Source organism: Marivivens marinus (assembly GCF_035969385.1).
GTDB lineage: Bacteria > Pseudomonadota > Alphaproteobacteria > Rhodobacterales > Rhodobacteraceae > SELP01.
In genome coordinates this window covers 71914-92373 of the sequence record NZ_JAYKKJ010000005.1, presented here as the reverse complement: position 1 = coordinate 92373, position 20460 = coordinate 71914, and the positions used below count along the sequence as shown (strand labels likewise).

Below are 20460 nucleotides of genomic sequence, written 5' to 3'. Positions count from 1 at the left end.
GAAATTACAGGCAAATGCGGTTGCGGGGCAGATTCCTGCTGCACAGGCCGTCTGGTCTGCTAGTTTGTCCGGCGAACAACGCCCGGCACGGGGCGAAACAGGACATTCGGGAACGGGTATGATACGGAAATTCGCGGTTTTCATTGTGACGGTTTTCTTCGGCGTGCAGGCCTTGGCGCAGGACATCGCCTGGGTCCAGGTCGAGGCCCAGCCGACCCTTGCGCAGGCACAGGACCGGGCGCGCGCCTATGCGCAGCGGCTGGACAATGTGAATGGCTACTACCTCGGCTCGGGTTGGTACGGGATCGCGCTTGGGCCCTATGGGGCGGCGGACGCCGAACAGCTGCTGGCCGATCTGCGCCGGTCCGGCCAGATTCCCACCGACAGTTTCATCGCCGATGGGCGCCGCTTTCAGCAGCAGTTCTGGCCGGTGGGCGTAGGCGCGGAGACCACCGCGCAGCCGCTGCCGTCCACCGTCGATGACCCCGTCGCGGCGGAGGAACCTGTCGCACTGGTAGAGCCGGAGCCCGAAATTGCGATCCCGGATGAGACCCCGCGCGAGGCCCGCGCCTCGGAGGCCGCACTGACACGGGAAGAACGGATGGACCTGCAGGTCGCCCTGCAATGGGCGGGTTTCTACAACAGCGCCATCGACGGAGCCTTCGGACGCGGCACCCGCGCCTCCATGCAGTCCTGGCAGGAAGCCAACAACCACGAGCCGACTGGCGTTCTGACCACCGGCCAACGGGCCGAGCTTTTCGCGCAATATAACGCCGTTCTAAACGGGATGAACCTGACCCTGACCCGCGACACCGCCGCCGGGATCGAAATGCTGGTGCCTGCCGGGGTTCTGGCCTTTGACGAATACGAACCGCCCTTCGCCAAATACGGGCCGACGGGCGATATCGGTGCGCAGCTTCTGCTGATCAGCCAGGAAGGCGACCAAAACCGGCTTTTCGGTCTTTATGAGATCCTGCAGACGCTGGAAATCATCCCGACAGAAGGCCCACGGTCCCGCGACAGTGACAGCTTTACCATCGACGGGCAGGACGCGGACCTGCACAGCTATGCCCAGGCCAGCCTGCAGGACGGGCAGATCAAGGGGTTCATCCTTGTCTGGCCCGCCGGGGACGACGAACGGCGCAGCCGCATTCTGGCCGAGATGATCGGCAGCTATGCGGCGATCGACGGCGTTCTTGACCCCGCCATCGCGCCTGCGGACGACGATCAGGCGATCGACCTTGTGTCGGGGCTACAGATCCGGCAGCCGCGCCTGTCGCGGTCGGGGTTCTACGTGACCGACGACGGCGCGGTCCTGACCACGGCAGAGGCGGTCGGGCAGTGCGCGAGCCTGACCATCGACGAAACCCACGAGGCCGAAGTGACCCATGTGGACGCGGGCCTTGGCATCGCCGTATTGCGGGCGCGGGACGATCTGGCACCGATGGGCGTGGCGGAATTCCAAACCGCCATACCGCGCCTGCAGGATCAGGTCGCCGTAGGCGGCTTCCCCTATGGTGGCGTGCTGTCCCTGCCGACCCTTACCTTTGGCAAACTGGCCGACATCCGGGGCCTGAACGGCGAAGAAGAACTTAAGCGGCTGGCGCTGACCGCGCAGCCGGGCGACGCGGGCGGGCCGGTCTTCGACAACGGCGGCGCGGTGCTGGGGATGCTCCTGCCCAAGGCAGAGCTGAACGGCCAGATGCTGCCGCCAGAGGTCAGCTTTACGCTCGACAGCGATACTATTGTCGCGGCGCTGGAGGCTGCAGGGGTCGAGGTGCAGACCACCGACAGCCTTGCCTATATGCCGCCCGAAACCTTGACCCTTCGGGCCGCCGATATGACGGTTCTGGTGAGCTGCTGGTAGGGGCAGGGCGGCCTGAACTGGCGACGGTGGGTCTAAACCCACCTTACCCGGGGGCGCGTCGCCCCCCGGACCCCCAGTGGATATTTCTAACCCAAAGAAGTATGGACCCTGAGTCCAGCCCCCTTCTTTGGGTCAAAAATATCCCGGGGTGAATGGCCCGAAAGGGCCAGAGGGGCAGAGCCCCTCAAAAGTAGGGTGGGTTTTAACCCACCGTCCTAGTTCGATGCGGTCCGCGTCGGTTGCCGGTAGAACAGGTGCGACCCGATCGCGGCGGTCTGGGGGAAGCTGCGGGCCCAGCGCGGGCTGACCGCGCGGGTGTGGTAGTGGGTCGCCCCATCGGTCAGACTGCGCGGCGCCCCGTCCAGAAGCAGCCGGGCCACTTTGCCAACCCGCACCCATGCGGCGGGTTCATGAATCGTTTCGGCATTTCCGTCGCAGGTATAGGTGAACTGGCAGGCATAGCGCCGCCCGGTCCCCTGATGCACGACGCCACAAACCGACCCGGGGAAGCTGGAGCTTTCGACCCGGTTCAGGATCACTTCGCCAACGGCGAACATACCACGGACGCTTTCGCCGCGGGCTTCGAAATACAGGGCCTCTGCAAGGCATTGCCACTGGTCGCCGCCGCTCGCCGCCGGGACCGAGGCAAGATAGCCCTCGTCATAGGCAAAGCCGCTGGGTGCGACGACAGTGTCGGCGGCATCGGTGCGGGGCGGTGCGGTCAGTGCGGACAATCGGGCCGAGGGCACGACCCCGATGGACTGCCGCTCCTGTCCCAGAAGCTCGCCCAACCGGGTCGCCAGAAGCTCTTCCGCCGCGACAGGCGCCGCAAGAAGCCCAGTTCCGAGCACGGCAATCATCGCCGTGCGGAGTGTCCGAAGTCCGCGTTGCAGGGTCATCCGCCCATCCCAGGTTCCGCGCGGTCAGCCCCCACGCAGGCCCGCTTCCCCTAAACGACAGGTGTCGATCCGTCTACCCTTTTGGCTCTGCGTCAGACGCATTTCCGCTATGTGTGTCCGGGCACATTCAATATGATGCGGAAAGTCCTGATATAACTACGAAATCTTGGGATCAAGCCGGTCCGCAATCGCCAGTTGTGCAGCGGAAAGCCGCGCAAGCGGGACCCGGAACGGCGAGCAGGAGACATAGTCGAACCCCTGCTTCCGGCAGAAGGCAATGGCCGACCGACTGCCGCCATGTTCGCCACAGACTGACAGGATCACCTCTGGACGGCCGGCCCGGCCGCGTTCGGCGGCCATCGACAAAAGCTCTCCGACCCCGTCGATATCAAGGGTGTGGAACGGGTCTTCCTCGTAGACATGCGCCTTGACATAGGCCGACATGAAGCGGCCCGCATCATCGCGCGACAGCCCGTAGGTCATCTGGGTCAGGTCGTTCGTCCCAAAAGACAGGAAGGCCGCGTGTTCCGCGATATCGGCGGCCCGAAGGCAGGCGCGGGGCGTTTCCACCATCACCCCCAGCCGGTAGTCGAACTCGGCCCCCGTTTCGGCCTTGACCGCCGCCGCCACCGCATCGATCCGCGTCTTGACGATCTCGACCTCGCGCATGGCGCTGACCAGCGGGATCATGATTTCGGGCACCACTGGGGCGCCCTTGGCGCTGGCCTCGACCGTGGCCTCGAAGATCGCGCGGGCCTGCATGTCGTAGATCTCGGGATAGGTCAGACCCAACCGGACGCCGCGCATCCCCAGCATGGGGTTATATTCCGAAAGGGCCTCGACCCGCGCGTTCACATCGGCCAGCGCAAGGCCCAGTTGTTCGGCAAGGTCGCGCATGCCGGCCTTGTCCACCGGCAGGAATTCGTGCAGCGGCGGGTCGAATAGGCGGATGCAGACCGGCTTGCCCTGCATGATCTCGAACAGGGCGGCGAAATCGGCCCGCTGCATCGGCAACAGCCGGTCCAGCACCGCGCGCCGTTCGGGGGCGCTGTCGGCAAAGATCATTTCGCGCATGACGACAAGTCGGTCGCCCTCAAAGAACATGTGCTCGGTCCGGCACAGGCCGATCCCCTGCGCCTTGAAGTTGCGGGCGGTCTGGGCGTCGGCGGGGGTGTCGGCGTTGGCGCGGACCCCGATATCGCGAAACTCGTCCGCCCAGGCCAGAAGGGCGCGGAACTCTTCATCCAGCGCCGCCTCGATCATTGGCGCCTCACCGGCCAGGATGTCGCCGCTGGTGCCGTCGACGGTAATCACGTCACCTTCGGCAAAGCTGCGGCCGTCAGGGGCGATCAGGCGTTTCTTCTTGCGGTCGATGGTCAGGTCCGAGGCCCCCACGACGCAGGGCAGGCCAAGGCCCCGGCCGATCACCGCCGCGTGGCTGGTGATCCCGCCGCGCATGGTCAGGACTGCCTGTGCGGCATGCATCCCGCGGATATCTTCGGGCGAGGTTTCCCAGCGGACCAGAACGCAAGGCTCGGACCGGGCCGCGCTGGCCTGCGCGTCATTGGCGGTAAAGACAATCCGGCCCGATGCCGCGCCGGGGCTGGCGGCGATGCCGCTGGTGATCCGGTCACGTGGGGCAGTGGGGTCCACCTGCCGGTGGAGCATTTCCGACAGGGCCGCGGGGTCGACCCGCATCACCGCTTCTTCGCGGGCGATGATCCCGTCGTCGGCAAGGGCCACGGCCACCCGGACCGCTGCCCGGGACGACCGGGGCACGCGGACCGCATCAAGGATCGCGATACTGCCGTCCTCGATAGTGAATTCGATCTGCATTTCCTCGCGCAGGCGGGTGCGGCAGATCTCGCCAAAGCGGGTCAGGGCCTCGAAAATCTCGGGCTGGGTTTCCTCGACTGACGGGCCGCGCGGATCGCGGGTCAGGAACATCGCCCCGGTTCCGGCGCCCAATGCCTCGCGCCCCTGACTTTGGGCAAGATAGCGGCCCTTGATCCGCTGGCCGCCCGTCGTCTCGTCGATGAACTGGATCACGCCAGAGCCGCATTCGCCCGGACCCACCCCCAGCGCCATGGCCTGCACGACAAGGCCAAGCCCGGCGTTGGCGGGGGCGCCCTTGGCCTGCCGCAACAGCCGGGCCGAGGTGCCGTCCCAGGCCCGCGCCATGGATCGCAGGACCTCGGCCAGCTGGCAGGCCGGGTCCTGCGGGAAGGCCTCGTCCATCTCGTATTCATAGGCATCCAGCGCGGCGCGCAGATTGGCGCCGGTGGGATGTTCGGGGATGTCGAAAACTTCGGGGTCCAGGCGCGCCACATGGACCGCGTAGGATTGGATGAACCGAAGATAGATGGCGGTCGCCTCTGCCTCGCCCATGCGGGCGCACATTTCGGCATGGCGGGCGTCGGTCATGCCGATGTTCAGGATTGCGCCGGGCCCGCCCCAATCGGGGTCTTCACTCGACGGGCGGACAGACAAGAGCGGGTCTGGCCCGAAGGGGGCAAGCACCTGTTTCAGGTCGGGCATCTGGCCCTGCGCGATCCCGCGCACCGCGTCGAAGGACAGGGCGACGGTGGTGGGTACCGGCATCTCCAGCCGGATCAGCCGCTGCAGGCATTTCGCGCGGCCACCATGGACCGACGGCGACATCGGCGCGTCAGCTGTGATCAGTGTCACGGGTGGGTAGATCGTGTCTTGCTGCAATGCGGCATCCTCCGGATAGGCGCACCATAGCCCGCAAGCGATTCGCGGCAAGAAAAGAATTGCGGGGAAGGTGGATGGTGGGTTGAAACCCACCTTACGTTTCAGGGGCTCTGCCCCTCTGGCCCGTTCCGTGCCATTCACCCCGGGATATTTATCGACCCAAAGAAGGGGCTGGACTCAGGGTCCTTTCTTCTTTGGGTCAAAAATATCCTCGGGGGGTCCGGGGGGCGAAGCGCCCCCGGGTAAGGTGGGTTTTAACCCACCACCCCTTGACCTTCGCCGGTTTTCCACCGCCGCCTGCCGCCTTGGGGCGCTTGTTACGCCCGCCCCCGGATAGTATGCCCGGACAAGAACAACGACGGACCCAGACCCGATGACTGACGATATCCGCATGGCCTTTGCCCATCCCTCCGAGCGGGCCGAGGCAAGCGCCACCCAGCCCTGCGACCGCATTTCTCTGCGTGACTACGTGGTCGAGGTGGAAATCGGCGCCTTCGAGCAGGAGCGCGGCCATCTTCAGCGCGTCCGCTTCAACATCGTGGTCGAGGTCGCGCCGCAGCAGGGTGCCGCCGAGGACGATGTGGACCGCATCCTTTCCTATGATGTGCTGACCGAGGCCATCGCCCATGAGCTGGGCGTCGAGAGGATCAACCTTCTGGAGACCCTTGCCGCCCGCGTTGCCGAACGGATCCTGCTGGAGCCGCTTGCGCAGCGCGTCTTTGTCCGGATCGAGAAACTGGACCGGGGTCCGTTTTCGCTGGGGGTCGAGATCGTCCGGGCGCAGGGCGAAGAGGCCCGCGCGGGTCAGGACCACGTGCAGGTGCCGCATCCGCGCCTTGTCTACCTGTCAAACGCGGCCATCGGATCGGACCGCATTGGCGCTTGGATTGACGAATTGTCGGCCGACAGCGCGCCCCTGATCTTTTGCGTGGGCGCCCCCGACCTGCCCGCACCACAGGCCGCCGCCGCCCTGCCGCAGCGCCGGATCGACCTTCTGGCGCTGGAGCAGAACGCATGGATGCTGGCCGGGCGGGACCGCCGCTGCATGGTGGTGGCCACCCGGACCGAGCTGGATTGGGCGATGAAGAATGGCCAGATCTGTGTCTGGGCCCCGTCCAAGATCGTGTTGGATGCGTTCGATGGCCCTTCGGCCAGCCCGCGCGACGCGCTGGCCCTGATGGGCTGGTTCGCCGGGCAGGTGGAGGCAGCGGAACTGCTGGTGATCGGGGCCGAGGCCCCCGCAAGCGAGATGCCGGTCCGGGCGCTGCCCGTCGATGCGGAGAAACTGCTGTGATCAAGGAGTATTTTCGCCCGATCCCGATGACCGACCCGCACCGCCCCGAGGGCGCGCTGACCCTTGCCGGGGGCTGGTGCTGGTTCGATCGGGTGGAAGTGCTGCGCCGGGATCGCGCGGCCGAGATGATCGCCGCCGCCGATCTGCCCGATACAGTGAAGGCCCGGCTGACCGCCCCACGTGCCAATGTCGGGACCCTGTCCATGGAGCGTCCCCGGATCATGGGTATCCTGAACGTCACCCCGGACAGTTTTTCGGACGGTGGGCTGTTCAACGCGCCCGAGGCGGCGCTGGCGCAGGCCCGCGCAATGCAGGCGGCAGGCGCCGATATCATTGACGTGGGCGGCGAGAGCACCCGCCCCGGTGCCCGCGAGATCGGGGTAGAGGAGGAAATCAGCCGCACCGCCCCGGTGATCGGGTCGATCCGGGCGGGCAGCGATATTCCGATTTCCATCGACACCCGCAAATCCATGGTCGCCCGTGCCGCCATCGGGGCCGGGGCCAGCATGGTCAATGACGTTGCCGCCTTCACCTTTGACCCGGCGCTGGCGGGGATCACCGCCGACAGCGGGCTGCCGGTCTGCCTCATGCATGCACAGGGCGACCCGCAGACCATGCAGGACGATCCGCGCTATGACGATGTGGTGCTGGACGTTTACGATTTCCTTGAAGACCGGATCGCAGCGGCCGAGGCGGCGGGGATCGACCGTGCCCGGATCGTCACTGACCCCGGCATCGGTTTTGGCAAGACTTTGCAACATAACGTGACGCTTCTGCGCCATCTTTCCCTCTATCATGCGCTTGGCTGCCCGATACTTCTGGGCGCCAGCCGCAAGCGGTTCATTGGCACCATCGCGGGCGTGGACGACGCGCGCGACCGGATGCCCGGATCGCTTGCCGTGGCGCTGGCCGGGGTGGCCCAGGGCGTGCAGATCCTGCGCGTCCATGATACCGGGGAAACAAGACAGGCGCTGAGCCTGCACATGGCATTGAGTGGGGCATAGACCATATGACACGGAAGCTGTTCGGAACCGACGGGGTGCGCGGCACCGCGAATACATATCCGATGACTGCCGAAATGGCGCTTCGGATCGGGGCTGCTGCGGGCCGCTATTTCCGCAACGACGGGTCGAACGAACACCGGGTGGTGATCGGCAAGGATACCCGCCTGTCTGGCTACATGTTTGAAAACGCGCTGACGGCGGGGCTGACCTCGACCGGGATGAACGTGTTTCTGCTGGGCCCGGTGCCGACCCCGGCGGTGGGGCTGCTGACCACCTCGCTGCGGGCGGACATGGGGATCATGGTGTCGGCCAGTCACAACCCGCACCACGACAACGGGATCAAGTTTTTTGGCCCCGACGGGTTCAAGCTGTCGGACGAGGCCGAGGCCGAGATCGAACGGCTGACCGAGGAGGGGACGGAACCGGCGCAGGCCAACAATATTGGCCGGGCCAAGCGGATCGACGATGGTCGGTTCCGCTATGGCGAGCGGATCAAGGGCACCTTCCCGGCGGGGATGCGGCTGGACGGGCTGAAGGTTGTGGTCGATTGCGCCAACGGCGCGGCCTACAGGATCGCCCCCGAAGTCCTTTGGGAGCTGGGCGCCGATGTGGTGCCTGTGGGCGTGACGCCCAATGGCACCAACATCAACGACAATTGCGGATCGACCAGCCCGCGCACGGCGGCCGAGGCGATTGTCACCCATGGCGCGGATGTCGGCATCTGCCTGGATGGTGACGCCGACCGGGTGATGATCCTTGATGAAAACGGGCGCGTCGCCGATGGCGACCAAATCATGGCGCTGATGGCCGGGCGCTGGGCCGATGCCGGGCGGCTGGCCCATGGCACACTGGTGGCGACCGTCATGTCGAACCTTGGGCTGGAGCGATACCTTGAGGGGCGGGGCCTGCATCTGCAACGCACCAAGGTCGGCGACCGCCATGTGGTCGAGGCGATGCGCGCGGGAGGCTTTAACCTTGGCGGGGAGCAGTCGGGCCATATCGTGATGACCGACTATGCCACTACCGGTGACGGGCTTTTGGCGGGCCTTCAATTCCTTGCCGCGATGGTCGAGACCGGCAAGCGCGCCTCTGAACTGTGCCACGTTTTCGAGACGGTCCCGCAGATGTTGAAAAACGTAAGGTATTCGGACGGCAAGGACCCGCTTTCGGACCAGAAGGTTCGAAAAGTGATAGCCGAGTCCGAGGGGCTTTTGTCCGGCAAGGGCCGGTTGTTGATCCGCCGGTCGGGGACCGAACCGTTGATCCGGGTCATGGCCGAATGCGAAGACGATGGGCTGCTGGCGCAGGTGGTCGAGGGGATCGTGGCCGAGGTGCAGGCCGCGGCGGGCTAGGCCCGGGGACCAAGTATCCGGGTCGGTCGGCCGCGCCACTGGCTGACCGCCAGTCCGAACAGGATCAACCCAAGCGCCACGAAGAACCGCCACGGCAGGTCCTCGGACAGGACCAGCCAGCCGAAGATGACCGACCACAGCGGCACCTGATAATTGACCAGCGTCATGAAGACCGACCCGGCGCTGCGGATGACCAGCACCCGCAGCAGGGCGGCCAGTGCCGTGGGCACGAAGCCAAGGAACAGGATCGCCCAGCCCGACCGCGCGCCGGTCCATGTCGGGACCCCTTCGATCAACAGCATCGCCGGGATCAGGATCGCCGCGCCCACCACCAGCGTGAAGGCCGCCAGCGTGATCGGGTCTACCGGCGGGCAGCGCCGGGTCATGACCGAGGATACGGCATAGGACACGGAGGCCCCGATGCAGGCCAGCTGCGCCAGCGGTTCCGCCCCCTGTCCCAGCGCCATCAGCCCCGGTCCGATCAGCACCAGCGCCCCGGCAAAGCCAATTACCACCCCCAATGCCTTTTGCGCGCTGAGCTTTTCATCGCTGAACACATGCGCCATCGGCAGAACGATCAGCGGCAACGCTGCCATAGAAATCCCGGCAAAGGCCGAGGGCACATATTGCTGGCCCCAGCTGAGCAGGGAAAAGGGCAGGGCGGTATTAAATGCGCCGATGGGAATGAGGTAGATCATCGCCGCCCGGCTGGGCAGGGGCCGCCCCATCACCGCCATCAGGGACAGAAGGGCCAGCGCGCCCAGCGTGGTACGGGCGCAGGCGACGGTCAGCGGGCCATATCCTTCGAGGGCGATGGACACGACCATGAAGGTCCCGCCCCAGATCAGCCCGAGGGAGATCACGGAAAGCCAGTTCGCGGGGGTCGGTGCCTGTGTCATGCTGCGCCATACCGCGCCGCAAAGGGCTTGTCATCAGGGGATTGCAAAGGTGTAAGCTATGACTTACCGTAAGTCATGTCTTACCAAGAATCACTCGCGGCGCTTGCCGATCCAACCCGCAGGCAGGTGTTCGAAACGCTGGCACGCGCCCCCGGTCCGGTTGGCGAGATCGCCAAGGGCCTGCCGGTCAGCCGACCGGCCGTGTCGCAACATCTGAAGGTTCTGTCGGATGCCGGTCTGGTCGTGGCGCGGCAGGACGGAACCCGCCGGATCTATAGCGTCGACCCGCAGGGGCTGGCGGAGTTGCGCCGCTGGCTGGATGGGTTCTGGACCGACGTGATGGATAGGTTTGCAAGCGAAATCAATACTCTGGAGCCCAAAGATGACTGACCCCATTATCAAGACGGTGATCGTGAATTGCGACCCGGCCCGCGCCTTCGACGTCTTTGCCAACCGGATTGCCGACTGGTGGCCGCTGGAGGGGCATGTGGTATCGGCGGCCGCCGGGAAAGCGGCGCTGGCGGTCACGATCGAGCCGCGCGTGGGCGGTGCCGTCTATGAGACGATGCACGTCGGAGGCCGCGCCGAGTGGGGCGAGGTGCTGATCTACGATCCCGGGACGCGGCTGGCGATGACATGGCACCCCGGCAACAATGCCGACAATCCGACCCGGGTCGAGGTCGGCTTTGCCGCCACCGACGACGGGCGTTGCGCCGTGACCCTGACCCACACAGGGTGGGAGGTCTGGGCCGATCAGGCGGGGCCGCGCCGGGACAATTACGACAAGGGCTGGGATTTCGTGCTGGGCGAACGGTTCGTCAACGCGATCTGACCGGGGCAGGAGGGTGTTGACCCACCCGACACACCAAACGAAAACAGCCCGCCGGATGGCGGGCTGTTCCGTTGATTTTCGATCGACTTAGTTCTTCGACTTGTCGACCATCTTGCCCTTGGAAATCCAGGGCATCATGGCGCGCAGCTTTTCGCCGACCTGTTCGATCTGGTGTTCGTCGTTGATCCGGCGGGTTGCCTTGAAGAAGGGCTGGCCGACAGAGTTTTCCTGCATGAAGTCACGCACGAACTTGCCGGTCTGGATGTCGGTCAGAACCGCTTTCATCCGGGCCTTGGTTTCGTCGTAGGGCAGGATGCGCGGGCCGGACACGTATTCGCCGTATTCGGCGGTGTTCGAGATCGAGTAGTTCATGTTGGCGATGCCGCCTTCGTAGATCAGGTCCACGATCAGCTTCACTTCGTGCAGGCACTCGAAATAGGCCATTTCCGGCTCGTAGCCGGCTTCGACCAGGGTTTCAAAGCCCATGCGGATCAGTTCGACCAGACCGCCACACAGAACGGCCTGTTCGCCGAAGAGGTCGGTTTCGCATTCCTGACGGAAGTTGGTTTCGATGATGCCCGAGCGGCCGCCGCCGATGGCGGAGCAGTAGGACAGGCCGATTTCCATGGCCTTGCCGGTGGCGTCCTGATGCACGGCCACGAGGCAGGGCACGCCGCCGCCCTTGGTGTATTCGCCGCGCACGGTGTGGCCCGGGCCCTTGGGGGCCATCATGATCACGTCAACGCCGGGCTTCGGCTCGATCAGGCCGAAATGCACGTTCAGGCCGTGGGCAAAGGCAATCGCCGCGCCTTCACGCAGGTTGTCGTGCACGTATTTCTTGTAGGTCTCTGCCTGAAGTTCGTCGGGCATGGTGAACATGATCACGTCACACCAGGCGGCGGCTTCGGCGATCCCCATGACCTGCAGGCCTTCGCCTTCGGCCTTGGCGGCAGAGGGGGAGCCTTCGCGCAGGGCGACGACGAGGTTCTTCGCGCCCGAGTCGCGCAGGTTCAGCGCGTGGGCGTGGCCCTGCGACCCGTAGCCCAAAATGGCAACTTTCTTGTCCTTGATCAGGTTCACATCGCAATCGCGATCGTAATAGACGCGCATCAGTTTCGTCCTTCATGCGGGTTTCGATTGGTGCGCACCCTAGAAGGGCCACGCAGGAATGGCGAGATGGTGTGGCCTGATATTTTCGCGAATTGTGAAGTTGTTATTCGCCGGAGAATCAAATAGTGAAAAATTCATGCTTGATGATGCCGACCGCCGCATTCTGCGTCTGCTTCAGGACGATCCCGCGCAATCGCTGCCGGACCTGGCCGAGGGCTGCGGGCTGACCGTGGGCCGCCTGACCCGGCGGATCGACAAGCTGCGCGCCGATGGCATCCTGCAGGGGCAGGAGGCGGTGATCGACTGGAAAGCTCTGGGGTTCGAGGTGGCGGTGTCCCTGCGGGTGACGCTGGACAAGACCGACCCGCGCGCCTTCGACGATTTCATCGACGGGGCCCGCGCCGTGCCCGAGGTGATCGAGATCCAGACCTTTCTTGGCCGGGTCGATGTGCGGCTGCATATCGTGGCCCGCGACCTTGCCCATTGGCAGGCAATCTACCGCGACCGAATTCTGACCCTGCCGCATATCGCCGATATCGAGGCGCTGATGCTGGTGGCCACGGTCAAGGCAGAGGAGGCATTGCCGCTGTGACCGAGGTTGACGAGATCGACCGGGCGATCCTGCGGGCCTTGCAGGATGACGCGGAGATGACGGCCAGCCGTCTGGGCCGCCGTCTTGGCCTGTCGCAGCCCGCCACGTGGCGGCGCGTCCGCAGGCTTGAGGAGGCGGGGGTGATCGCGGGCCGCAGGCTGGTGCTGGACCGGGAAAAGCTGGGCTTTGGGGTGACGGTGTTTCTGGGGGTGAAACTGGCCGCAAAGGGCCGCGTGAGCCTTGAAGATTTCGAACGCGCGGTCAGCGCCATTCGCGAGGTGCAGACGGTCGAACATGTGCTGGGGCTGTATGACTACCGCCTGCGGGTCGTGGCCCGCGATCTGGCGGACTTCGAACGGGTGCTGCGCCGCCGGATCATGACCCTGCCGGGGGTCGGCAATGTCGAGGCGAATGTTCTGTTGTCCGAGGAAAGGCGGCCGGGCCCGGTCTAACGCTTGCGGTGGCCTTGTGGGATCGGTGGCGCAGTAGAAGCCGAACCGTCTCCATGGCTGCCTGCAACGCTTGCGGTGTCACAATGACGCGAACCGTCGGGCCCTTGCGTTGCCGTTTGATCAGTCCGGCCAGTTCCATTTCTCGCAAATGGTGGCGAAAGGACGCTTCTGGGATGCGGCTGAGACCGATGAGAGAGTGGATGCTTTCGCCTGCCTGGGGCTGTTCGGCCAGCAACCTGAACAAGCGCATCCGGCGAGGATGGGAAAGGGCGCGAAAGGCGCGGGCATGCATGGCGTCATGTGTCATCGTCGGGCTCCGTCTTGATTGCTGCCAGTGTGGTGGGCGCCAGTTGATGAGCCGTTAACAGTGCCCTTGATTGTTCGTCGAACCTTCGTAAATGCCAATATATCTAATGATGAAGTGTCTCTTCTAAAACTCTAGAACGCTAGCGTTCTGGAATCGGGTTTCTCCCGCGAAAGCGCACATCTGACACTTCCCCTTTGCTCTTGCGGTGCGTTCCCGCTAGCACTCGATCAAAGAGGAGAAGTCTCATGTCCAAAGAAACCGTCCGCCCCCCTGTTGATCCCGATGGCCTGATGGAGTTTTCGGTCGTCTTCACCGACCGGTCCCTGAACCATATGAGCAAGGCCTTTCAGCAGGTGATGCTGGATATCAACGCCATGCTGAAAGAGGTCTACAAGGCCGATCATGTGGCGATCGTCCCCGGTGGCGGCACCTACGGGATGGAGGCGGTCGCCCGCCAGTTCGGCAATGGGGCGCACGCGATGATCGTCCGCAACGGGTGGTTTTCCTTCCGCTGGAGCCAGATTTTCGACGCTGGCCAATTCACCCGCGAAACGACAGTGTTCAAGGCCCGCCAGACCGGCAACGACGGCCGCGCGCCTTTTGCCCCGGCCCCGATTGACGAGGTCACGCAGGCCATTCGTGACGCCAAGCCGGATGTGGTTTTTGCCCCCCATGTGGAAACCAGCGCCGGGATCATCCTGCCCGAGCCTTACGTGACCGCGCTGGCCGCCGCCGCGCATGAGGTGGGCGCGCTGATGGTGCTGGATTGCATCGCGTCCGGTTGCGCCTGGGTCGATATGAAGGCGACCGGGGTCGATGTTCTGATCTCGGCCCCGCAAAAGGGCTGGTCGGCAACCCCGTCTGCGGGTCTGGTGATGATGTCGGAGCGGGCCAAGGTCCGGATGGTCGAGACCACGTCGAACAGCTTCGCCATTGATCTGAAGAAATGGCATTCGATCATGGAAGCCTATGAAAACGGCGGCCATGCCTATCACGCGACCATGCCCACCGACAGTCTGCGCGCCTTCCGGGACACCATGCAGGAAACCCGCGACTACGGGTTCGAGAAGCTGCGCGCGGCGCAATGGGCGCTGGGCGATGGCGTGCGCGCGATGCTGGCGGACAAGGGCGTCCGGTCGGTCGCGGCCGATGGGTTCGGCGCGCCGGGCGTGGTGGTCAGCTATACCGACGATCCCGACATCCAGAACGGCAAGAAGTTCGCCGCGCTGGGGATGCAGATTGCCGCTGGCGTGCCGCTGGCCTGTGACGAGCCGGAAGATTTCCGCACTTTCCGCCTTGGGTTGTTCGGTCTGGACAAGCTTTATGATGTGGACGGCACCCTTGCCCGGCTGCGAGCGGTCGTCGATCAGGTGATCTGATGGCGGGCGGCTGGGCCAGGGATGGCGCTGTGTCCGAACAGATCGAAGCCTCGATCGAGGACGAGCTGAAACGGATGCAGGCCCGGCCCGCGCCGGTGGGCGACAGCCTGACCCATTGCGCCGAATGCGACGAGGAGATCCCCGAGAAGCGCCGGGTGGCGATCCCCGGTGTGAAGCTGTGCGTGGAGTGTCAGCAAGAGCGGGACAGACAGAAAAAGATCCGCGGCGGGATCAACCGCCGCGGATCGAAGGACAGCCAGCTAAAGTAGGGAGGTCAGCCTTTCACCGAGCCGTCGCTTAGCCCTGAAACGAGGTATTTCTGGGCAATGAGGAAGACCACGGTAATCGGCACCCCCGACAGGATCGCCGCCGCTGCGAAATCACCCCAGAGGTATTTGAATTCGTTCAGATACAGCCGCGATCCGACAGCCAGCGTCATCTTGTCTTCGGACCGGATCAGGATCGAGGCGAGCGGGTAGTCATTGATCACCCCGATGAAGACCAGAACGAAGACCACCGCCATGATCGGCACGGCCAGTGGCAGGAAGATCATGCGGAAACTTTGCCAGGGCGTGGCCCCGTCGATTGCCGCCGCCTTGTCCAGCGCCGGGTCGATCGAGTCGAAATACCCCTTGATCGTCCAGATGTGCATCATCACCCCGGAGAGGTAGACCAGAACCAGCGACCAATGGCTGTCGATCCCGATGATCGGGGATATGTCACCCATGCTGTCGAAGATTGCGAACAGGGCGATCAGCGCCAGCGTGGTCGGGAACATCTGGACGATGAACAGGCTGTCCAGAAGTGCGGCCCGCCCCCGGAACCGGATCCGGCTGAAGGCATAGGCCGAGATGGTCGAGACCCCGAGAACCCCGAAGGCCGCGATCAGCGCCACCTTGACCGAATTCCACATCCACAACAGGACGGGGTAGGGCGGTTCGACCACTGTCCCATCGGCGCGGGTATAGTCCAACCCGAAGGCCAGATACCAATGTTCCAGCGTCGGGTTGCGCGGGATCAGTTCCCCCACGGTGAAGTTGCCTTCGCGGAACGAGATGGAGATCACCACGAGGAAGGGGAACATGACCAGCGCGAGGAAGAACAGCATGAACCCATGGGCGAGGATCTTGCGGGTGCGCAGCGTGCCTTTGTGTTCGACGATCATGGGTCAGACCTTTGCTGTGGCGCGGCGCATGGCCACGAAGTTGGCGTAGGCGATCAGCGAGACGAGCAGGAAGATCAGAAGCGTGATCGCCCCGGCCAGACCGAATTGGGTGCCGCTGTCGATAAAGGCAATCCGGTAGGTGAAAGACCCCAGGATATCGGTTTCGCCCGCCGGGATGATCGTGCCGGGAATATCCGGCCCGCCCCGCGTCAGCAGAAGCACCAGCACAAGGTTGTTGAAGTTGAACGCGAAGGAGGCCAGCAGAAGCGGCAGGAAGGGCGGCAGGATCTGCGGCAGGGTGATGGTGAAGAATACCCGCACCGGCCCGGCCCCTTCCAGATAGGCGGCCTTTTTCTGTTCTGCCGGGACCGATTGCAGGAACCCCATGGCCAGAAGCATCATGTAGGGATAGCCCAGCCATGTATTCACGGTCAGGATCATGATCCGCGCCAGCGTCCCGTCGGTGTTCCAGTCCGGTCGCAGGCCGAACAGCGCTTCGAGGATCATGTTGATCTCGCCGAAGTTCTGGTTGAACAACCCCTTGAACACGAGGATCGAGATAAAGCCCGGCACCGCGTAGGGCAGGATGAGAAGGATCCGGTAGGCGGCTTTGAACCGCATGTGTTCCCATTGCAGGATCACCGCCAGCGTCAGCCCGATCGCAAAGGTCAGCACGACCGAGGCCACGGCGAAAACCACCGTCCAGATAAAGATGCGCGCCATCGGGGCCCGGATCCCTTCCGAGGTGAGGATACGTTCGAAGTTGGCGAAGCCGATGTTCGTGCGCCAGCCCGGCGGCACGGTTTCGCCCGCGTCAGTGACGTAAAAGCCGGTGTCGTGGTCGGCAGTCAGGATGGCGCCGGTTGCGACCTGCAGCAGCGATCCGTCCTCTTGCAAGGTGTATTCCGGGGTGACGCTGGCGAACTCGCGCAGGCCCGCGTTGCGCAGCGGCGTTCCATCGGGAAGGATCACCTCGACCTCGGCCAGCCCGGTCCGCAGTTGCACCGCCGCCCGACGTTCCAGAAGGTCGGCAGGCGGCGCGGACACAGACGATGCGGCGACGCTGGCTGGCGTGCCGTCAAGCGCGACCGGATTGGACAGGAAGCCGCCAGTGTCATCGCCGAAATAGATGCGGTAGGCGTCGCCATCGGGGGCGACGGCGAAAGGTTGCGCGGTGGTGGGATCAACCGTCTTGCGCGACAGGATCACCTCTTGCGCCCGCTCAAACGTCAGCAGGTTGAACGACCCGTAGTTGGTGAACCCAAGGTAGATCGTGTAGAGGATGGGAAAGACCACGAACAGGGCCATCGTGGCGATGCCGGGAAAGATGAACCGCGCGAAGTAATAGCGCCGGAACCCGAAGATGAAGAACAAACCCAGTGCAACCAGCGTCAGAACCACGCCGAACAGCGGCTGGCCGATCATGTAGACCGTCCATGCGGCGTAGAGCAGGACCAATGTGAGCAGGCCCACGGCGGCCATATAGGCCAGTGTGCCTATGGAAAACGGCCGGGCAGGCGGCTGTGCGCTATCAATCTGGGACATGGAACCATCCGTCTTCGGGAAAGGGGCGGGCCGCGCTGGCCCGCCCGTTTGATCGTGCCGCGCGGCTTATTCGCCGAGGATTCGGGCAGCGGCGTCGTTCAGCGCGTCTTCGACCGAGGCCGCACCCGAGGTGATGTTGCCCAGTGCCGGACCCATCGCGCTCCAGAAGGCGCCCATTTCGGGGTTGGACGGCATCGGCACGCCGACGGCAGCGTTGGCCAGCGTCGCGGCGACCTTGGGGTCGGCCTGTGCCGAACCGGCAGAGATGTCGGCCAGCGCGCCAAGGTTGCCACCCGCGTTCCAGGTGGCCAGGCCTTCGTCGGTCAGGATATAGTTTTCCAGCAGTTCAACCGCCAGATCCTGGTTCGGCGAGGCGGCGTTGACGGCGGCGGAATAGACGCCAAGGAAGGCCGGGGAGACCTGACCGTTGACGGTCGGGATCGGGGCCACGGCGATGTTGCGGCCAGCGCCTTCGTAGCCGGACCACGACCACGGACCGTTGATCACCATGGCGACCTCGCCATTGGCCATTGCGCCGTCCATGACGCCATAATCCACGCCCTCGGGCAGAACGCCGTTGTCGAACAGTGACCGCAGGACATTGCCGCCGATCATCGCGCCTTCGTTGTTCACGCCGGTGGTGGAGCCGTCATAGACGCCATCGACCTTCTGGAAGGCGAAGCCGCCATTGGCCATCAGCATCGGCATGGTGAAATAGGTGTTGTTGTAGTCCCAAAGGATCGGGGCCACACCTTCGGGCAGGTCCAGCGCGGCGATCTCTTCAAAGGACGCCGGGGGTGTGTCGATCAGGTCGGTGTTGTAGACAAGGCCGATGGCTTCGACCGACACCGGGTAGCCCCAGACATTCCCGCCCGAGGTCACCGCGTCCCATGCGGTCGGCAGGATGCCGTCAACGACGCCGGCCGAGGGGGTGACCGGGGAAATCAGGCCACCAGCGGCCCATTCGCCAAAGCGGTCATGCGCCCAAAGCACGATATCGGGGCCGTCACCGGTGGCTGCGGCTTGCTGGAACTTCTCGGTCAGCGGGTCGACGACTTCGACCTTCACTTCGATGCCAAGGTCGGCGGTGAACGCCTCGGCGGCAAGCGCGAGGTTCTCGTTGCCCTTGTCGCCACCCATCCAGATGGTGATCACGCCATCTTCGAATGCGGCGGCCGGAAGGGCCGTGGTCATCAGCAGCGCGGCGGCTGCAAAGGTCTTGGTTGCGGGTTTCATGGTCTCTCTCCCAGGGTTGTTAAGCTGCGGGCGGCTGCCCGCGGTCTGCACTTCAGCCATTCGATGCGGCGGCGAGGGTGATCCCCGCCCCATCGAGATAGGCAAAGCCATTGGCGCCAAGGGACAATTGCCCCCCGGCGATGGTGACATCCTGCGACGGCCCCACGGGGGTGGCCGTGCCGGTGATCTTCAGCGTGACGGGCGTGGCCGACAGGTTGAACAGGCAGGTCAGGGCTTGTCCCTTCGCAACCCGCCGAAAGGCGAGCACCGGTTCCGGCAGGTTCAGAAATTCGGTCTTGCCGCTGTGCAGGGCAGGGGCGGATTTCCGGAAGGCGATGGTGTCGCGATAGGCGTGTAGTACGCTGTCGTTTGCGGCCTCTTGCGCGACGACCGTGCGGGCCAGATGCGGCGGTTTGACCGGCAGCCAGGGCGTGCCGGTGGAAAACCCGCCATGCGCACCGTCATCCCAGACCATTGGGGTCCGGCAACCGTCGCGGCCCTTCACCTCGGGCCAGAAGCGCAGGCCGGGCGGGTCGGTCAGTTCGGAATATTCCAGTTCGGCCTCGGGCAGGCCCAGCTCTTCGCCCTGGTAGATCCCGATGGTCCCTTCGAAGGCCATCAGAAGCGCGACCGACTGCCGGGCCAGCGCGTCGTGATCGGCGGAATGTTCGGCCCAGCGGGTCACATGCCGCGGCACGTCATGGTTGGAAAAGCTCCACGAAGGCCAGCCATCGGGGGCCGCCGCCTTATAGGCCTCGATCGCGCCCCGGAAATGCTTTGCCGAAAACCCGGGCGAGAGCATTTCGAAGTTATAGCACATGTGCAGCCGGTCGGTGCCACGGGTGTATTCGCCCATGATCTTCATGCCGGATTCGCCGCCGTCGCCGACCTCGCCCACCATCATCCGGGCGTCATAGCTGTCGGTCAGGGCCCGCATCCGTTGCAGGAAGGCGATGTTTTCGGGCTGGTTCTTGGACCGGTTGTAAAGCTGCCAGCCATAGGTTTCGCGCGGCGGGTTCTTGGCCGCATCCGGGTTGGCGGGGTTGTCGCGCAGCGCGGCGTCGTGGAAGTAGTAGTTGACGGTGTCCAGCCGGAAGCCGTCCACGCCCCGGTCCAGCCAGAACCGCATCACGTCAAGGATCGCGTCCTGCACATCGGGATTGTGCATGTTCAGGTCGGGCTGTTCGTTCAGGAAATTGTGCAGGTAATACTGCTTGCGCCGGGGTTCCCATTCCCAGGCGGGGCCGCCGAAGACGGACAGCCAGTTGTTGGGCGGGGTGCCATCGGGTTTCGGATCGGCCCAGACATACCAATCGGCCCGGTCGTTGGTTCGGCTGGCGCGGCTTTCACCGAACCACGGGTGCTTGTCCGAGGTGTGCGACAGCACCTGATCAAGGATCACCTTCAGCCCAAGGCCATGCGCCTTGTCCACCAGCGCGTCGAAATCGGAAACCGTGCCGAACAGCGGGTCGATGTCGGTATAGTTCGACACATCATAACCCATGTCCTTCATCGGCGAGGTGGCGATGGGGCTGAGCCAGATCGCATCGACGCCCAGCGAGGCGACATGATCGAGCCGGGAGATGATTCCCTTCAGGTCGCCCAGACCGTCCCCGTCCGTGTCCTGATAGGACCGGGGGTAGATCTGATAGACAATCGCGCCGCGCCACCAATCGGACATTGGCCTCTCCTCCTCCCAATTTGATTCCCAATGCTTTTAGCAGTGTCTCCTCAAATTTCAAAACGTTTTAAATAATGCATTGCGGTGCAGTGCAAAAGTTTTGGAATGGTCAAAAAAACAGGTGAAATCTG

Annotated in this window: 19 protein-coding genes; 10 read left to right on the top strand and 9 right to left on the bottom strand. The window is 64.3% G+C overall.

Features of this window, described 5'->3' with window-relative positions; genetic code table 11:
* Positions 1-118 precede the first annotated feature (118 nt).
* On the top strand, positions 119-1867 hold the full coding sequence (locus U3648_RS09500; protein ID WP_420858994.1) for a serine protease: 1749 nt from the start codon (positions 119-121) through the stop codon (positions 1865-1867).
* Between the two features lie 215 nt (positions 1868-2082).
* On the opposite strand, the gene U3648_RS09495 is transcribed toward U3648_RS09500, so the two are convergent.
* Together U3648_RS09495 and U3648_RS09490 are read right to left on the bottom strand one after the other, a co-directional pair.
* Positions 2083-2766, bottom strand: coding sequence for a cell wall hydrolase (locus U3648_RS09495; protein WP_420858993.1), 684 nt, complete (start codon positions 2764-2766; stop codon positions 2083-2085).
* 156 nt (positions 2767-2922) lie between these two features.
* Complete coding sequence (locus tag U3648_RS09490) at positions 2923-5427, bottom strand: putative PEP-binding protein (RefSeq protein ID WP_420859208.1); 2505 nt, start codon at positions 5425-5427, stop codon at positions 2923-2925.
* A gap of 427 nt (positions 5428-5854) precedes the next feature.
* Between U3648_RS09490 and U3648_RS09485 the strand changes: the two genes are divergently transcribed.
* The 3 genes from U3648_RS09485 to glmM are packed head-to-tail and all read left to right on the top strand — an operon-like array spanning position 5855 to position 9131.
* Positions 5855-6775 (top strand): dihydroneopterin aldolase, encoded by a 921-nt coding sequence (locus U3648_RS09485; RefSeq protein ID WP_420858992.1) that lies wholly within the window; start codon positions 5855-5857, stop codon positions 6773-6775.
* Positions 6776-6801: 26 nt separating this feature from the next.
* The gene (gene folP, locus U3648_RS09480) at positions 6802-7779 is read left to right on the top strand and encodes a dihydropteroate synthase (protein WP_420859207.1); all 978 of its coding nucleotides are present in this window, start codon (positions 6802-6804) and stop codon (positions 7777-7779) included.
* Between the two features lie 5 nt (positions 7780-7784).
* Positions 7785-9131, top strand: a complete 1347-nt coding sequence (gene glmM, locus U3648_RS09475) for a phosphoglucosamine mutase (RefSeq protein ID WP_420858991.1) — start codon at positions 7785-7787, stop codon at positions 9129-9131.
* On the opposite strand, the gene U3648_RS09470 is transcribed toward glmM, so the two are convergent.
* Positions 9128-10030 carry a DMT family transporter gene (locus U3648_RS09470; RefSeq protein WP_420858990.1) on the bottom strand — a complete coding sequence of 301 codons (903 nt, stop codon included), beginning with the start codon at positions 10028-10030 and terminating at the stop codon, positions 9128-9130. The genes glmM and U3648_RS09470 overlap by 4 nt on opposite strands.
* A 75-nt stretch (positions 10031-10105) precedes the next feature.
* On the opposite strand from U3648_RS09470, the gene U3648_RS09465 reads away from it, so the two are divergent.
* Both U3648_RS09465 and U3648_RS09460 read left to right on the top strand, forming a co-directional pair.
* Positions 10106-10420, top strand: a complete 315-nt coding sequence (locus tag U3648_RS09465) for an ArsR/SmtB family transcription factor (protein WP_420858989.1) — start codon at positions 10106-10108, stop codon at positions 10418-10420.
* The gene (locus U3648_RS09460; RefSeq protein WP_420858988.1) at positions 10413-10862 is read left to right on the top strand and encodes an SRPBCC domain-containing protein; all 450 of its coding nucleotides are present in this window, start codon (positions 10413-10415) and stop codon (positions 10860-10862) included. Before U3648_RS09465 ends, U3648_RS09460 begins: the two co-directional genes overlap by 8 nt.
* Before the next feature lie 87 nt (positions 10863-10949).
* Here U3648_RS09460 and ilvC read toward each other — a convergent pair whose 3' ends face one another.
* Complete coding sequence (gene ilvC / locus U3648_RS09455) at positions 10950-11972, bottom strand: ketol-acid reductoisomerase (protein WP_420858987.1); 1023 nt, start codon at positions 11970-11972, stop codon at positions 10950-10952.
* A 136-nt stretch (positions 11973-12108) separates the two neighbouring features.
* On the opposite strand from ilvC, the gene U3648_RS09450 reads away from it, so the two are divergent.
* Together U3648_RS09450 and U3648_RS09445 are read left to right on the top strand one after the other, a co-directional pair.
* Positions 12109-12564: an Lrp/AsnC family transcriptional regulator gene (locus tag U3648_RS09450; protein ID WP_420858986.1), complete on the top strand. Its 456-nt coding sequence runs from the start codon at positions 12109-12111 to the stop codon at positions 12562-12564.
* The gene (locus tag U3648_RS09445; protein ID WP_420858985.1) at positions 12561-13016 is read left to right on the top strand and encodes an Lrp/AsnC family transcriptional regulator; all 456 of its coding nucleotides are present in this window, start codon (positions 12561-12563) and stop codon (positions 13014-13016) included. The genes U3648_RS09450 and U3648_RS09445 overlap by 4 nt, the downstream gene beginning before the upstream one ends.
* Here the strand turns inward: U3648_RS09445 and U3648_RS09440 are convergent.
* Entirely contained in the window at positions 12940-13308 is a 369-nt protein-coding gene (locus U3648_RS09440) for an ArsR/SmtB family transcription factor (protein WP_420859206.1), read from the bottom strand. The genes U3648_RS09445 and U3648_RS09440 overlap by 77 nt on opposite strands.
* Before the next feature lie 260 nt (positions 13309-13568).
* Between U3648_RS09440 and U3648_RS09435 the strand changes: the two genes are divergently transcribed.
* Together U3648_RS09435 and U3648_RS09430 are read left to right on the top strand one after the other, a co-directional pair.
* Positions 13569-14702: an aminotransferase class V-fold PLP-dependent enzyme gene (locus U3648_RS09435; RefSeq protein ID WP_420858984.1), complete on the top strand. Its 1134-nt coding sequence runs from the start codon at positions 13569-13571 to the stop codon at positions 14700-14702.
* The gene (locus U3648_RS09430; RefSeq protein WP_420858983.1) at positions 14702-14971 is read left to right on the top strand and encodes a DksA/TraR family C4-type zinc finger protein; all 270 of its coding nucleotides are present in this window, start codon (positions 14702-14704) and stop codon (positions 14969-14971) included. The genes U3648_RS09435 and U3648_RS09430 overlap by 1 nt, the downstream gene beginning before the upstream one ends.
* 5 nt (positions 14972-14976) lie before the next feature.
* On the opposite strand, the gene malG is transcribed toward U3648_RS09430, so the two are convergent.
* The 4 genes from malG to U3648_RS09410 form a co-directional block, all read right to left on the bottom strand.
* Positions 14977-15867 (bottom strand): maltose ABC transporter permease MalG, encoded by an 891-nt coding sequence (malG, locus tag U3648_RS09425; protein ID WP_420858982.1) that lies wholly within the window; start codon positions 15865-15867, stop codon positions 14977-14979.
* 3 nt (positions 15868-15870) lie between these two features.
* The gene (gene malF, locus U3648_RS09420; RefSeq protein WP_420858981.1) at positions 15871-17412 is read right to left on the bottom strand and encodes a maltose ABC transporter permease MalF; all 1542 of its coding nucleotides are present in this window, start codon (positions 17410-17412) and stop codon (positions 15871-15873) included.
* 66 nt (positions 17413-17478) lie between these two features.
* Positions 17479-18648 carry a maltose/maltodextrin ABC transporter substrate-binding protein MalE gene (gene malE / locus U3648_RS09415; protein ID WP_420858980.1) on the bottom strand — a complete coding sequence of 390 codons (1170 nt, stop codon included), beginning with the start codon at positions 18646-18648 and terminating at the stop codon, positions 17479-17481.
* A gap of 52 nt (positions 18649-18700) precedes the next feature.
* Entirely contained in the window at positions 18701-20329 is a 1629-nt protein-coding gene (locus tag U3648_RS09410; RefSeq protein WP_420858979.1) for an alpha-amylase family glycosyl hydrolase, read from the bottom strand.
* Positions 20330-20460 lie beyond the last annotated feature (131 nt).

Coding starts and splice junctions, on each gene's coding strand:
- U3648_RS09430 (WP_420858983.1), top strand. CDS start 14,702: ATGGCGGGCGGCTGGGCCAGGGATGGCGCTGTGTCCGAACAGATCGAA.
- ilvC (WP_420858987.1), bottom strand. CDS start 11,972: ATGCGCGTCTATTACGATCGCGATTGCGATGTGAACCTGATCAAGGAC.
- malG (WP_420858982.1), bottom strand. CDS start 15,867: ATGATCGTCGAACACAAAGGCACGCTGCGCACCCGCAAGATCCTCGCC.
- malE (WP_420858980.1), bottom strand. CDS start 18,648: ATGAAACCCGCAACCAAGACCTTTGCAGCCGCCGCGCTGCTGATGACC.
- U3648_RS09450 (WP_420858986.1), top strand. CDS start 12,109: ATGCTTGATGATGCCGACCGCCGCATTCTGCGTCTGCTTCAGGACGAT.
- folP (WP_420859207.1), top strand. CDS start 6,802: ATGACCGACCCGCACCGCCCCGAGGGCGCGCTGACCCTTGCCGGGGGC.
- U3648_RS09495 (WP_420858993.1), bottom strand. CDS start 2,766: ATGACCCTGCAACGCGGACTTCGGACACTCCGCACGGCGATGATTGCC.
- U3648_RS09440 (WP_420859206.1), bottom strand. CDS start 13,308: ATGCATGCCCGCGCCTTTCGCGCCCTTTCCCATCCTCGCCGGATGCGC.
- U3648_RS09435 (WP_420858984.1), top strand. CDS start 13,569: ATGTCCAAAGAAACCGTCCGCCCCCCTGTTGATCCCGATGGCCTGATG.
- glmM (WP_420858991.1), top strand. CDS start 7,785: ATGACACGGAAGCTGTTCGGAACCGACGGGGTGCGCGGCACCGCGAAT.
- U3648_RS09465 (WP_420858989.1), top strand. CDS start 10,106: ATGTCTTACCAAGAATCACTCGCGGCGCTTGCCGATCCAACCCGCAGG.
- U3648_RS09485 (WP_420858992.1), top strand. CDS start 5,855: ATGACTGACGATATCCGCATGGCCTTTGCCCATCCCTCCGAGCGGGCC.
- U3648_RS09490 (WP_420859208.1), bottom strand. CDS start 5,427: ATGTCGCCGTCGGTCCATGGTGGCCGCGCGAAATGCCTGCAGCGGCTG.
- U3648_RS09500 (WP_420858994.1), top strand. CDS start 119: ATGATACGGAAATTCGCGGTTTTCATTGTGACGGTTTTCTTCGGCGTG.
- U3648_RS09410 (WP_420858979.1), bottom strand. CDS start 20,329: ATGTCCGATTGGTGGCGCGGCGCGATTGTCTATCAGATCTACCCCCGG.
- malF (WP_420858981.1), bottom strand. CDS start 17,412: ATGTCCCAGATTGATAGCGCACAGCCGCCTGCCCGGCCGTTTTCCATA.
- U3648_RS09460 (WP_420858988.1), top strand. CDS start 10,413: ATGACTGACCCCATTATCAAGACGGTGATCGTGAATTGCGACCCGGCC.
- U3648_RS09470 (WP_420858990.1), bottom strand. CDS start 10,030: ATGACACAGGCACCGACCCCCGCGAACTGGCTTTCCGTGATCTCCCTC.